The sequence below is a fragment of the Chryseobacterium sp. JM1 genome, assembly GCF_000737715.1.
GTDB lineage: Bacteria > Bacteroidota > Bacteroidia > Flavobacteriales > Weeksellaceae > Chryseobacterium.
In genome coordinates, this window is the sequence record NZ_JPRN01000003.1 from 545,589 (window position 1) to 558,779 (window position 13,191).

Consider the following 13,191-nt stretch of genomic DNA (forward strand, 5'->3'; position numbering starts at 1 on the left):
AGTAAAACGCTTCACTTGAGGCGTTTTTTTATTGTAACGAATAAAAATAGAATATCTAACAAATGCACCCTCAAAACATCTTAAATACCTGAAAGCAGGTAGAAATAATTACTGTTTTTTAAGGATTGATTATTTACTGTTATCAGAATAGCTTTGCTCAACATTGATGAAAAGAATTTTATACTTATAAAAGAATGATATAAATAATAATATCAAATTAAAAAATAGGTTATGAGAAAAATTTTATCAATTAATGCGCTTTTACTGGTTTTATGCCAGATATTGAATGCCCAGACTTTAGAAAGCGATCATTTTAATTCCTATACTATAGGGAATGTGGGTACAGATATCACTGCGACTGACCCCGGGCAGGGTGGATTTTATACTGATTTTGCAAACGGATCTAATTCAGAAGCACAGATTGTAAGTATAGATGCCGCTCACGACAAATCTTTGCAGCTTACCGGAAGCGCAACGGCAGCCGGAACAAAGTATATGTGGAAGAAAGGACTGGGGGCAGCGTGGGCAGCAAGAACAACAGGAAATGATGTTCTTAAACTTGAATTTAATTTATACACAGGAAGTGCTACCGGTGGTGCAGGTAGAGCGACGGTTTTAGTTTACGATGGGACAACTCATAAAACCTTGCTTGGTGCCGGCTATGATTACGCTTCGCGAAGAACGGTAGGCATAGCAAACTATACCAATACGACCACGGGGGTAACAGGGAACATCCTTTTTTATCTGGAGCCCAATACCTATACTTATCCTGCCAATACATGGATTACATTAAAATGTACATTTAATAAAACGACAGGGGCAGTGGTATGGACAGGTCCCGGAGGAATGCTTTATAGCCCTGCCGCAAACTATATACCGGCTGCAGCTGGGGTAGATCCTTTTGAAATGGATTTCGTTTCAGTGGTTAATGCGGGAAATACGGTAGCTCATATCACTTCTTTCGACAACTATATGCTAACCGCTACTAATAATGCCGTGCTAGGGACAAAAGAGGCTATAGTACAAGAAAATAATATTTCAATTTATCCTAATCCCGCAACTGATTTTGTTACGGTAGAATCAAAATCACAGATTACCAAAGCTGAAATCGTTGATATAACAGGAAGAAAGATGCACGCCAAATTTGATCATGATAAAATTGATGTAAGGAATCTTAGTCCGGGAACTTATATTCTTAGTATTGAAACCAAAGGAAATACATGGTCTAAAAAATTCATAAAAAAATAAGTACTGATAAATCTTAGTAGATATAAAACGCTTCAATTGGAGCGTTTTTGTTATTTTAGAGCATTAAAATTCAAAAATATGTCAGATCAGAAAGTAGCTTATATAACCGGAGGAACCAAAGGAATAGGTTTCGGAATAGCAAAGATACTGTTGGAAAACGGTATCTCAGTCGCTTTTTCAGGGCGTAAAAGAGATGATGTAGAGAAAGCGGAAGAGGAGCTCAGGCAATATTCTGAGAACGTTCTTGGGGTAGTTTCGGATGTAAGAAGTCTAGAAAGTGAAGAAGAAGCTGTAAAATATACTATCGCAAAATTCGGAAGACTTGATTTTGTCATTGCGAATGCAGGCTTAGGAATCTTCAAACCTGTAGATGAGTTGACAGCCGAAGAATGGAATGATATGATAGAAACCAATCTGACCGGGGCTTTCTATACATTAAAGGCTTCCGTAGGAGCATTGAAAAAAACAGAAGGGTATTATATTACAGTATCAAGTCTGGCAGGAGCCAACTTTTTTGAAAACGGAACAGGCTATAATGCTTCAAAATTCGGAGTGGTAGGATTTACTCAGGCGGCGATGATTGATCTCAGAAAATACAACATTAAATCTACGGTTATTATGCCCGGATCCGTAGCGACCAATTTCAACGGCAACGTTCCTTCCGAAAAAGATAACTGGAAGATACAGCCCGAAGATATGGGGAATCTGGTGCTCGATATTTTAAAAATGAATCCGCGCGTATTGCCCAGCAAGATAGAGTTTAGGGCAACAAAACCAGCCTAGTAAAAGCATTTAATGTATTGAATAGTAAAAAAATAAGTATTATGCATGCATAATATATTTTTTAATTATATTAGCAAAAGTAAAATATAACAAAATCTCAGCATAAAACAGTAAGGTTTTTTATGCATTAATGGGAAAAAATAAAATAGTACACATGAAAATATTAGTTTGTATCAGTAGTGTTCCAGATACTACTTCCAAGATTAACTTTACGGCAGATAAGTCTGCTTTCGACAAAAATGGAATTCAGTGGGTTATCAATCCTTTAGATGAATTTGCATTGACAAAGGCGGTTAAACTTCAGGAATCTCAGGGTGCAACTGTAACAGTGATCAACGTAGGAGATGCTGCTACAGAACCGGTAATCAGAAAAGCATTAGCTATTGGTGCCAATGATGCAGTAAGAGTAAACCTTGATCCTAAAGACAGCTATTCTACAGCGAAAGAAATTGCTGCTGTAGCTCAAAACGGAGGATATGATCTTATCCTTTGTGGAAAAGAATCTATTGACTACAATGGAGGATCTGTTCCGGGAATGGTAGCTCAGTTATTGAACCAGCCTTTCGTAAATGCATCTGTAGGATTAGATGTAAACGGAAGCGAAGCGACTGCAGTAAGAGAAATTGAAGGTGGAAAAGAAACTATATCAGTAAAATTACCTGCTGTAATCGCAGGTCAAAAAGGATTGGTAGACGAAAAAGACCTTATCATCCCGAACATGAGAGGAATTATGTCTGCAAGAACGAAGCCTTTACAGGTTACAGAGCCAACTTCTTCTGAAGTGAAAGTTCAGGGTGTATCTTATGACAGCGTTCCACCAAGAGCAGCTGTGAAAATGGTTTCTCCTGACAATCTTGATGAATTGGTAAGATTACTTCACGAAGAAGCGAAGGTAATCTAATCTTTTAATCCTTAATTTTTTAATCTTTAAATTTTAAAAAAATGGCAGTATTCGTATACGCAGAAAATATAAACGGAGTTTACAAAAAAGCAGCTTTTGAAGCAGTTTCTTATGCTAAAGCGGTTGCAGACCAGGCAGGAGACACTGTGACGGCAATCTCTGTAAACCCTACAGATTCTTCAGATTTATTGTATAAATATGGAGCATCAAACGTGATCAATATCAAAGACGAAGGTCTTAAAAGCTTTTCAGCTAAAGCATTTGCTCAGGCTGTAAGTGAAGTATTGGACGGAAATACAATTATTTTCCCTCACACGACAGACGCTTCTTCTATCGCTCCAATGCTTGCAGTAATGAAGAATTATTCTTTAATTACCAATGTTTTGGAAGCTCCTGAAAGCCTTTCTCCGTTCCAGGTGAAAAGAAGAGCTTTCTCAGGAAAAGGTTTCATGCATGCAAAAGCAGAAGGAAGCGGCGTGATCATCACGGTTTCTCAAAATGCTTTCGGAGTAAAAGAAAATGGAGTATCAGGTTCTGAAGAAGTTAAAAATCTTTCAGTAGCGAATGAAGATACTAAAGTGATTTCTCACGAGCAGAGTTCAGGTAAATTAGATCTTAAAGAAGCGGAAGTAGTAGTATCTGCAGGAAGAGGGATGAAAGGTCCTGAAAACTGGGGAATGGTTGAAGAGCTGGCTAACGTTCTTGGAGCTGCTACAGCTTGTTCTAAGCCTGTTTCTGATATCGGTTGGAGACCTCACACAGAACACGTAGGACAGACAGGTAAAGCAATTTCACCTAACCTTTATATCGCAATAGGTATTTCTGGAGCTATCCAACACTTAGCTGGGGTAAACTCTTCTAAAACGATTGTAGTAATCAACAACGACGCTGAAGCACCATTCTTCAAGTCTGCAGATTACGGGGTAGTAGGAGATGCTTTCCAGATTATTCCTGCACTAACAGAGAAAATTAAAGCAATTAAAGGATAAAAAAGTCAATAGTGAATTGTCAGTTCGCTACGCTGTCAATTGAATAAAATCAATACGTTGCAGCATGCATTCACTTACGAAGTAAAATTGACCATTCACTATTCACAATTTTCACACATAAAAAATAAAAGCTCGGGCTTTTCCGGGCTTTTATTTTTGCGTAAAAAACTGAAATCACAATAAAAAATTAATCTATATTTGTAGCTATGGATTATAAGCAGCTAATTATTCGCGGAATATCGTACAGCCAGACACAATCGGGGGCGTACGCTTTGTTACTGGAGCATGAAGAGACACATATAAAATTACCTGTTGTCATAGGAAATTTCGAGGCTCAGTCCATCTCTCTTGGACTGGAAAAAGACATCCATCCGCCTCGTCCGCTTACCCATGATTTATTCACAAAATTTATAGTTTCAGCCAATTATGAATTGGTTTCAGTGATCATTTATCAGATCGTAGACGGCGTATTTTTTTCCAATATTAATTTCAAAAATAAAGCTAACGAAGAAGAACTGATCCTGGATGCAAGAACCTCAGATGCGGTGGCCATGGCTGTAAGATTTGACGCGCCTATTTTCACCACTCAACAGGTTTTGAATGAAGCAGGAATCCTTTTGGAACTGGAAGATGTTTCAAAAGAAGAACAGCCTTTCTCAGAAACGGTACAGTCAGAAGACAATCTGAAAGCCGTATCGATGGAAGAACTTCAAAAATTACTCGATGAAGCCGTAAAAGAAGAAGACTTTGACACCGCTTTGGAAATTCAGGAAGAAATTAAAAGGAGGAAAAAGAAAATTGACTAAAAGAGATACTTTATACTAAACTATGAATTTAAAATTACGACTGACCATCCTCAGTTTTCTCCAGTTTTTTGTCTGGGGAGCATGGCTGATTACGATGGCTAATTTTTGGTTCGGTACAAAACACTGGGACGGAACCCAGTTCGGAGCCGTTTTCGGAACAATGGGAATAGCTTCTATTTTTATGCCGACCATCACCGGAATCATTGCCGACCGCTGGGTGAATGCAGAACGCATGTTTTCGGTCCTGCACATCCTTTATGGAGTTGTGCTTTTTATACTGCCTCATTCCGCTGATCCTAATTCCTTCTTCTGGCTGATGCTTCTGGCAATGTGTTTTTACATGCCGACTATCGCTCTTGCGAATTCCATTTCTTACACCATCCTGAAAAACAGTAACCTCGATGTAGTGAAAGATTTTCCACCAATCCGTGTATGGGGAACCATTGGGTTCATCGTAGCGATGTGGATTACCAATCTTACAGGAAACAAGGCTACGGAAGGACAATTCTATATTGGAGGAGCTATTGCTGTATGCTTGGGGATCTATGCGCTGACTTTACCAAAATGTCCGCCACAGAAACTTATTGATAAAAGTGCGCCTTTATCGGAACAGTTGGGACTGAACGCATTTAAGCTTTTCGGAAGCTATAAAGTGGCTTTATTCTTTCTGTTTTCAATGCTTTTGGGAGCAGCCCTTCAACTGACGAATGCTTATGGAGATGTATTCCTAAGTGAATTCTCTCATTTTCCAAAATATGCAGATTCTTTTGTAGTTCAGAGATCTACAATTATCATGTCTATTTCTCAGGTATCTGAGACATTATTTATTTTGGCGATTCCTTTCTTTCTGAAGAAATTCGGAATTAAAAAGGTAATGCTGATGTCAATGCTGGCATGGGTACTTAGATTTGGGTTCTTTGCGTACGGAGTTCCGGACGGATTCGGACTTTCTCTGATTATCTTCTCATGTATCGTATACGGAATGGCCTTTGATTTTTTCAATATTTCAGGTTCTCTTTTCGTGGAAACAACGACTGATAAAAAGATCCGTTCTTCTGCTCAGGGATTATTCATGATGATGACCAACGGTTTTGGAGCTCTTTTCGGGAGTTACATCGCAGGTTGGGCTATTGATAAGTTTTTCACCCATAAGTTTACGAACGTTGCAGACCTGACCACTTACCTGGACACAACACCGGACAATCCAACGTTCCTTCAGATTCTTAAAGACAGTTTCAATTCAGCAGTAAATGCAGACGGGACACTTTCTTCTGTAGTCATGGTAAAAGACTGGCAGAACATATGGTTATCTTTTGCCATCTATGCATTGGTTCTGGCTATATTCTTCGCCATTTTATTCAGACATAAACACAATCCGGAAGAAGTTTCTTCAGTGAAACATTAATTCTACCGGACTGATTTTTAAAATATTAAATTGCACTTTTGAAAAAAGGTGCAATTTTTTTTATTTTCAGGCAACCTTTTAAAATAAATTCCGTCTTATAGATAGAAACCGATACATGGAACATCTCGAAAAGAATTTTTTAATGGCTAAAAAGCAGGACCGTAAGGCCCAGAAAGTTCTGTATGAGATGTTTTCAGCTAAAATGCTGGCCATATCAAATTCTTATACGAACAATATCCATGATGCAGAGGATATCCTGATCAACGCATTTATGAAATGCTTTACCAAGCTGGATGAATGCAGAGACTGGAAAAGTTTTCCGTTTTGGCTGAGGAAAATTGTGGTGAATGATTCCATAAGCTTTGTCAGGAAGAGCAGGAATATCCTGTATGCCGATATAGAGATTGCAGATGATTATTCAGATGAAGATACGGATGAACGGTTGGAGGAAATCAATATTGAGGAAATATTTTCACAGATGCCAACGGGATACAGATTGATTTTCAATTTATATGTATTTGAAGAGAAAAAGCATCAGGAGATTGCAGAGATTCTGAATATTTCAGGAGGGACCAGTAAAAGCCAGCTGAGCAAAGCAAAAAAATGGCTTACAGAATTTTTAAAAGCAAAAGAAAATGAAAAAAGAGATACTGAAACAGTTAAAGTCTGATTACGAGAGGCTCGAAAGAAGCCCTTCTGAGGATCTTTGGGACAGACTGGATAAGAAGTTGGATGAAACGTCTGATGCGCCATTAAAACGGTCTTTTCAGTGGTGGAAATATGCTGCCGTGATATTGTTGTTTATCTCTGCGGGCACTTTTATTTATTTCAACAATTATAAAACGAAATTTGATTATAAGGAAACGGATTATGCCGTGAAAAAAGGTCTTGAAAAAACAGTCAATCCAATCGGTACTGATTTTGAAAAACCATCTGTTATTTCGAATGATCAGCCGGTTGAGAAGAATGAAGTGAAAATAGTCAATGAAAATCACAAAAAAAATACTTCTGATAAAGACTTGCCTCCAACAAAAGAAAAGAAAATAGCAGAGACTCAGGTTATACAGCATAAAGAACAAGTTCATACTTTGAAGCAGCCGGAAAATATTTTCGTTAATCCGGGAAAAGTTGAAAATGTTGCTCCATCCAACACGCCTGTAATTGCGGAAGTTAATAAGTCAAAACAAAATTATATCAATCCCGATGAACTTCTTCTGGGAAGAGAATTTGATAAAGCCAGGGAAAAAGCCAGTAAGGATGAACGGAAACTGGGAGCTTTCAAGTTCGATAAGGTGGTTCCGAATGTAGGAAATGTAACCGTTTTGGGAGTGACCGTTTACCTGGAATCTAAATAAATCTTAAACTTTTATAAAATCAAAATACTGTCCTGAAGTAGGGACAGCGCTAAAATATTGTCTAAAAATTAAAAAAATAAATATGAGAACAAAACTAATCTTCATGGCTGCTGTAATGGCTTTTACATACGGTACCGCCCAGGAAAAACAAAATGTGAACCCGCAGATTAAAATCTATTCAAAGAAAATTGACAGCATTGTGGTTTCGGAAAAATCCAAAATGAATGCAGAGCTCGATATGATTGATAAAGATTTTAAAGATAAAAAAATCACTTCGGAAGAGAAACAGAAACAACGTACTGAAATTGCTTCGAAATATCAGCAAACCATTAATGAAAAAGTGGATGCCCAGCAAAGCGAACTGCAGTCTGCTACAAAAGAAATGGTTAAAAATGCAGTCTTTATGGATCGGGACAGCATTCATAAAAATGAAATGTGGGTGGGACTTAACGGACTTAATATGAAACTGGGACAGAAGAGAAAAACAAATCCGATGCATTCTTTAAAAACGGTGGAGCTCTCTGTCAGTATGATGGGAACCGGTTTGACTTCTAAAAATCAGCCTTTTAATTTTTATGATAAGAATTCTGATACGAGAAATACGATCATCAACTCTTCACAAATGGCATTGAGATATGAAGGCCAGGTGGGAGGCTTTAAAAGCCCTGTATTTTACCGTGTCGGCCTGGGAATGAGATTTGACCAGTATGTTCCTAAATATGGAAAGGTTTTCAAACAGGAAGACAACAGTTTGTTCGTAGATGATTTTGACAGGGGCAATTTGAAGAAAACCCAGTTCAACAATACATACCTTTATGTACCGGTAGATTTAAGATTTGTATTGAATCCAAAATATGTGGAATATAACGGAGTTGAATACCTTGACAACAAAAAAAGACAGCTAAGCCTTGTCGTGGGAGTGTATGGCGGTGTGAAGTTAGGAAGTGTGAATTATATAAAATATTCCAACGAAAATTCCAGAAGAATTGTAGAAAGAGAAAGAGTAATGCAGGGCGTGAATGATTTTATCGTAGGCGGGAAATTCGGAATCAGCTATGGAAGTCTTAAAGTATTTGTTCAGAAAGATTTTACACCTGTATTCAATGACAGTGCGCTTCTGAAGAATAAATACGGAGTGCAGATCGGTATAGAATTCGTTAATATCATTTTTTAATTACATAATATAAAACGGTGTTTATTGTAGATAATATATTTTTAATTGATTTTTATTGATGCTAACGAATGTTTGTACGCCAATCATCCGTTTTTAAAACACACTGTTTATAAGTGTGTTTTTTTTTGTATTTTGGCACTTTAGTAAATATGAAAAATATTCAGTTATTAGGATTGATTTTAGTAGTGGCAGGCAGTTTTCTGCCGCTTGTACATGTTCCGATTATTGGAAACTGGAACTACTGGAAACTAGATCATTATCTGGCCATTGCCTGCTGGATTTTTGCAGCATGTGCTGTTTTTGGGATTGTGAACAGCAATGCGAAAGTAGTAAGGTTTTTTGGGGTATTATTGATTCTGCTGTTTGCTTTCACATTGGTGGCCGTGAAAATGCAGTCTCTGGACTATTTCAGCTTTCTGCCGTTTAAATCCTGGAGAGAAGCTTTTGCAGGAGTTGTAAAACTGAAGTGGGGCTGGGCTGTAGAGTTTTTAGGAGCTTTCCTGATGGTATTCGCTATAGGCGGTAAAAAAGTAAATAAACGTACACAGATATAACATACATAGATATGAAGCATTTAAAAATCGGAGCAGCAGCTTTATTTATGGTGGTATTTTCGCAGGCTAAATCTCAGTCTACAACATTTGATAAGCCGGACCAGCCTGCCAAATGTAAAAGTATTAGAGAGGGAAAGTTTCTGCGGGCTAACTATCCTGAAGAAATATGGTATATGACTGTTAAAAATAATATTCAGACGGAATATTTCAATAATGGGAAAGATCATATCAAATCAACACTTGTTTTTGTAGATGACTGTAATTATAAGGCAATTGTTCTGGAGAAATCAGACAAAACAGATCCGGTGCAGATTGGAGATGTTTTCAATAATCAAATTGTAGAAACGCAGGACAATTCACTGAAGATACACTCCAGAATTGAAAAAGATCAGTTTGAGGTGGTTTATATAAAGGTTAAAAAATAGAATAGTATAATGAGGCCGAAAGGCAGCATTTTGTTAAAAAAAGTAAAATATAATACACATGAAAGAAGTATTCATTGTTTCCGCAGTAAGAACACCTATCGGGAGTTTTATGGGAAGCCTTTCAACGGTTCCTGCTACGAAGCTGGGATCTGCTGCTGTAAAAGGAGCATTAGATAAAATCAATCTTGATCCGAAAAATGTTCAGGAGATCTATATGGGAAATGTGCTGCAGGCAGGAGAGGGCCAGGCGCCGGCCCGTCAGGTGGCATTGGGTGCAGGTCTGTCTATTGAGACACCTTCTACTACAGTCAATAAAGTATGTGCTTCAGGGATGAAAGCGGTGACTATGGCTGCACAGGCTATTAAAGCAGGTGATGCTGAAGTGATCGTTGCCGGAGGTATGGAAAATATGTCTTCAGTTCCTCATTACTACAATGCAAGAATCGCTACAAAATTAGGCGATATTAAAATGCAGGATGGAATGGTACTGGATGGTCTTACAGATGTTTACGGTAAAGTTCATATGGGAGTATGTGCTGAGAAATGTGCTGTAGATTATGGTATTTCAAGAGAAGATCAGGATAATTTTGCAATTGAATCTTACAAGAGATCAGCAAAAGCATGGAGCGAAGGGAAATTTACGGAAGAAGTTGTTCCTGTAGAGATTCCTCAGAGAAAAGGGGAGCCAGTTATCTTTGCTGAAGATGAGGAGTACAAAGCAGTAAACTTTGACAGACTTCCTACACTTCCTACGGTATTCAAAAAAGAAAACGGGACAGTGACAGCAGCTAATGCATCTACTTTAAATGACGGTGCTTCTGCTTTGATCCTTGTATCTAAAGAAAAAATGGAAGAATTAGGACTTAAGCCTTTAGCTAAAATCGTTTCTTACGCAGATGCAGCTCAGGAGCCAGAAAACTTCACAACTGCCCCTGCAAAAGCGCTTCCAATTGCTCTTAAAAAAGCAGGTTTAGAGATTTCAGACATCGATTTCTTTGAATTCAACGAAGCATTCTCAGTAGTAGGTCTTGCTAATAATAAAATCTTAGGACTGGATGCATCAAAAGTTAACGTAAACGGAGGAGCAGTAGCCATCGGACATCCACTGGGAAGTTCAGGATCCAGAATCATCGTGACGCTGATCAATGTATTGAAGCAAAATAATGCTAAATACGGCGCTGCAGCGATCTGTAACGGTGGTGGAGGAGCATCTGCTATCGTGATTGAAAATATGTAAAATTCTCTTATAAAATATTTTGCCATTAAGGAATCGATAATTTTTCTAAATTCTTATCGATTTCTTAATGGTTTTTCTATTTTTGTGCTACTAATATTTATTTGAAATGTCTGAAATTGAGAATCAACAACCTCAAAACATAAAAAATAATCCACGGATTATGAAAGCCTGGGCCGTATACGACTGGGCGAATTCTGTTTATTCACTGGTGATTACGTCCACTATTTTCCCCATTTATTATTCCATACTGACCACTGCTTACGAGAAAAAGGAGTATGTGGAGGAAACAAAATCCTGGATTGATGTTCCTGTAAGGCATATGATCAAGATTTTCGGTAAAGAATATCAGCCGGATGCGGTATACGGATATTCACTTACGATATCGTTTTTTATCGTAGTGTTGCTTTCTCCGTTCCTGTCTTCCCTGGCGGATACCATTGGAAATAAGAAATCATTTCTGCAGTTTTTCTGTTATCTTGGGGCTACCTCATGTATGGGATTAGCTATGTTTACTGGGATGCACAATGTATTTCTGGGGCTCCTCTTCAGTATTACGGCGAGTGTCGGGTTCTGGGGAAGTCTGGTATTTTACAACTCCTTCCTGCCGGATATTGCGACCCGGGATAAGCAGGATGCACTTTCTGCCAAAGGATATGTGTATGGTTATATAGGTTCTGTAGTCCTGGTAGTGATCTGTCTGGTATTGATTCAGGTTTTTGCAAAAGGAGCGGCACAGCAGCTTTTATTTACAAGAATCAGCTTCCTGCTGACCGGTGCATGGTGGTTCGGATTCTCCCAATATACATTCAAGCATCTTCCGCAATTTGGCGATGTGAAAGAAAAACTTCCAAAAGATCTAGTGCTTTTAAACTATAAGAATATCTTTAAAAAGCACGAAGAGCAAGGAGGTTTCTTTGAAGTTTTGAAAGACAATATGAGCTTCTATAAAGACATTGCCAAGGAAAGTTTCCATGAGCTGTTCAAAGTAGGGGGCGTATTATTTAAAGATAAAAACCTTAAATTCTTCCTTTCCAGTTTTTTCTTTTACAGTGTAGGGATGCAGACCATTTTCTTAATGGCGACTTTATTCGGGAAAAGTGAGATCAATCTGGCTCAGGATAAACTGATCGGAACGTTATTGGTGATTCAGATTGAAGCGATCATTGGGGCGGTGTTATTCTCCAGATTATCAAGAAAAATCGGAAACAGAAATGTGATTTCGATTGCTATTGTATTATGGATCGTTGCCTGTCTTTGGGCTTATTTCCTGAACAAAGAAAATCCTACGGTAGAATATCAGTTCTATGGTGTAGCAGCGGTTGTAGGATTGGTAATGGGCGGACTTCAGGCGATGTCCAGATCTACCTATTCAAAACTTCTTCCGGAAGACTCTATGGAAAATACCACCTATTTCAGTTTCTATGATGTATTGGAAAAAATAGCAATCATTATCGGAACATTCATCTTTGCTACGTTGATTGAACATTTCAATAATATGCGTATTGCAGCGCTTTCCATGACTTTATTTTTCGCGACAGGTTTAGTCCTGATCCGTTTCCTTAAAGTGAATATGTTGAAAGAGAAAGATACCCTTTAAAAAAAACGGGTATTAACAAAATATATAAAGATGTCTTACGTGTAAGGCATCTTTTTTATTTAATGACAGAGGGAAAAAAGAAACAGATAATTTTTATAAATTGTCAGACCGTGGAATGAATAGGTTTTTTATGTTAAAAAGCAATCAATCAGATAGCTGGCATTTTAATTGTATCAGATTTCAAAAATAAATTAATATGAAAATTATGAAAAAAACACTGGCTCTAGGTATTGTTTTAATTGGAATCAATATGAGCTATGCACAGACAACTACGAAAACCACAACGACTCATGGTAAAAGTAAGCAGAGTGATAAAAAGATTGAGGTTGATGGTGTGGGAAATAAACAGACTTTTTCGTCAGATGGAGGAAATGCATCGGTAGAAGGGGTGGATAATGTCATTACCATCACGGGTTATACAGGAAAACTGGAAGTAGCAGGTTCCGGTAACACGGTATACGCAGATAAGGTTTCCCGTATAGAGATGGAAGGATCCAATAATAAAGTTTTCTATAAAACATCTCCCAATAAATCGGGAAAAGCTGAAATTTCTCTGACAGGAGTAGGCAACAGTGCTGTGAAAAACTAATCAAAAATCTCCAGACAAAGATAAAAACAGGAGCTGAATTTAATTGTTCAGCTCCTGTTTGCTTCATATATGATTCTATTGTCTCAGATTAAGATTTTTACAATCCGTTATTCATCTGTTGTGATTTA

At 37.8% G+C, this 13,191-nt stretch carries 14 protein-coding genes; all 14 read left to right on the top strand.

Going from position 1 to position 13,191, the window contains the following annotated elements; translation table 11 throughout:
* Window positions 1-231 precede the first annotated feature (231 nt).
* The 14 genes from IW22_RS07540 to IW22_RS07605 all read left to right on the top strand — a co-directional run bounded on the left by IW22_RS07540 (window position 232) and on the right by IW22_RS07605 (window position 13,063).
* Window positions 232-1,248, top strand: coding sequence for a T9SS type A sorting domain-containing protein (locus tag IW22_RS07540; RefSeq protein WP_034725393.1), 1,017 nt, complete (start codon window positions 232-234; stop codon window positions 1,246-1,248).
* Window positions 1,249-1,326: 78 nt separating this feature from the next.
* A complete protein-coding gene (locus IW22_RS07545) occupies window positions 1,327-2,031 on the top strand; it encodes an SDR family oxidoreductase (protein WP_034725395.1) in 705 nt (234 codons plus the stop codon).
* A gap of 154 nt (window positions 2,032-2,185) precedes the next feature.
* Window positions 2,186-2,932: an electron transfer flavoprotein subunit beta/FixA family protein gene (locus IW22_RS07550; protein ID WP_034725666.1), complete on the top strand. Its 747-nt coding sequence runs from the start codon at window positions 2,186-2,188 to the stop codon at window positions 2,930-2,932.
* Between the two features lie 41 nt (window positions 2,933-2,973).
* Window positions 2,974-3,921: an electron transfer flavoprotein subunit alpha/FixB family protein gene (locus IW22_RS07555; RefSeq protein ID WP_034725397.1), complete on the top strand. Its 948-nt coding sequence runs from the start codon at window positions 2,974-2,976 to the stop codon at window positions 3,919-3,921.
* Window positions 3,922-4,127: 206 nt separating this feature from the next.
* Entirely contained in the window at window positions 4,128-4,727 is a 600-nt protein-coding gene (locus IW22_RS07560; RefSeq protein ID WP_034725399.1) for a bifunctional nuclease family protein, read from the top strand.
* 22 nt (window positions 4,728-4,749) lie between these two features.
* The gene (locus IW22_RS07565) at window positions 4,750-6,132 is read left to right on the top strand and encodes a nucleoside permease (protein WP_034725401.1); all 1,383 of its coding nucleotides are present in this window, start codon (window positions 4,750-4,752) and stop codon (window positions 6,130-6,132) included.
* Between the two features lie 115 nt (window positions 6,133-6,247).
* Complete coding sequence (locus IW22_RS07570; protein WP_034725402.1) at window positions 6,248-6,802, top strand: RNA polymerase sigma factor; 555 nt, start codon at window positions 6,248-6,250, stop codon at window positions 6,800-6,802.
* A complete protein-coding gene (locus tag IW22_RS07575) occupies window positions 6,768-7,487 on the top strand; it encodes a hypothetical protein (RefSeq protein ID WP_034725404.1) in 720 nt (239 codons plus the stop codon). Before IW22_RS07570 ends, IW22_RS07575 begins: the two co-directional genes overlap by 35 nt.
* An 82-nt stretch (window positions 7,488-7,569) precedes the next feature.
* Window positions 7,570-8,661, top strand: coding sequence for a hypothetical protein (locus IW22_RS07580; protein ID WP_034725406.1), 1,092 nt, complete (start codon window positions 7,570-7,572; stop codon window positions 8,659-8,661).
* A 149-nt stretch (window positions 8,662-8,810) separates the two neighbouring features.
* Window positions 8,811-9,215, top strand: coding sequence for a hypothetical protein (locus IW22_RS07585; RefSeq protein ID WP_034725407.1), 405 nt, complete (start codon window positions 8,811-8,813; stop codon window positions 9,213-9,215).
* Window positions 9,216-9,226: 11 nt separating this feature from the next.
* Window positions 9,227-9,640 (top strand): hypothetical protein, encoded by a 414-nt coding sequence (locus IW22_RS07590; protein WP_034725408.1) that lies wholly within the window; start codon window positions 9,227-9,229, stop codon window positions 9,638-9,640.
* A gap of 58 nt (window positions 9,641-9,698) precedes the next feature.
* On the top strand, window positions 9,699-10,877 hold the full coding sequence (locus tag IW22_RS07595) for an acetyl-CoA C-acyltransferase (RefSeq protein WP_034725410.1): 1,179 nt from the start codon (window positions 9,699-9,701) through the stop codon (window positions 10,875-10,877).
* 106 nt (window positions 10,878-10,983) lie between these two features.
* Window positions 10,984-12,474 (top strand): MFS transporter, encoded by a 1,491-nt coding sequence (locus tag IW22_RS07600; protein ID WP_034725411.1) that lies wholly within the window; start codon window positions 10,984-10,986, stop codon window positions 12,472-12,474.
* A gap of 196 nt (window positions 12,475-12,670) precedes the next feature.
* Window positions 12,671-13,063 (top strand): DUF3060 domain-containing protein, encoded by a 393-nt coding sequence (locus IW22_RS07605; protein WP_051891143.1) that lies wholly within the window; start codon window positions 12,671-12,673, stop codon window positions 13,061-13,063.
* Window positions 13,064-13,191: the final 128 nt, after the last annotated feature.

Bases quoted from the DNA above. Each gene is read 5' to 3' on its own strand.
- IW22_RS07570 (WP_034725402.1), top strand. From the start codon at position 6,248: ATGGAACATCTCGAAAAGAATTTTTTAATGGCTAAAAAGCAGGACCGT.
- IW22_RS07600 (WP_034725411.1), top strand. From the start codon at position 10,984: ATGTCTGAAATTGAGAATCAACAACCTCAAAACATAAAAAATAATCCA.
- IW22_RS07545 (WP_034725395.1), top strand. From the start codon at position 1,327: ATGTCAGATCAGAAAGTAGCTTATATAACCGGAGGAACCAAAGGAATA.
- IW22_RS07580 (WP_034725406.1), top strand. From the start codon at position 7,570: ATGAGAACAAAACTAATCTTCATGGCTGCTGTAATGGCTTTTACATAC.
- IW22_RS07560 (WP_034725399.1), top strand. From the start codon at position 4,128: ATGGATTATAAGCAGCTAATTATTCGCGGAATATCGTACAGCCAGACA.
- IW22_RS07585 (WP_034725407.1), top strand. From the start codon at position 8,811: ATGAAAAATATTCAGTTATTAGGATTGATTTTAGTAGTGGCAGGCAGT.
- IW22_RS07605 (WP_051891143.1), top strand. From the start codon at position 12,671: ATGAAAATTATGAAAAAAACACTGGCTCTAGGTATTGTTTTAATTGGA.
- IW22_RS07540 (WP_034725393.1), top strand. From the start codon at position 232: ATGAGAAAAATTTTATCAATTAATGCGCTTTTACTGGTTTTATGCCAG.
- IW22_RS07565 (WP_034725401.1), top strand. From the start codon at position 4,750: ATGAATTTAAAATTACGACTGACCATCCTCAGTTTTCTCCAGTTTTTT.
- IW22_RS07555 (WP_034725397.1), top strand. From the start codon at position 2,974: ATGGCAGTATTCGTATACGCAGAAAATATAAACGGAGTTTACAAAAAA.
- IW22_RS07550 (WP_034725666.1), top strand. From the start codon at position 2,186: ATGAAAATATTAGTTTGTATCAGTAGTGTTCCAGATACTACTTCCAAG.
- IW22_RS07590 (WP_034725408.1), top strand. From the start codon at position 9,227: ATGAAGCATTTAAAAATCGGAGCAGCAGCTTTATTTATGGTGGTATTT.
- IW22_RS07595 (WP_034725410.1), top strand. From the start codon at position 9,699: ATGAAAGAAGTATTCATTGTTTCCGCAGTAAGAACACCTATCGGGAGT.
- IW22_RS07575 (WP_034725404.1), top strand. From the start codon at position 6,768: ATGAAAAAAGAGATACTGAAACAGTTAAAGTCTGATTACGAGAGGCTC.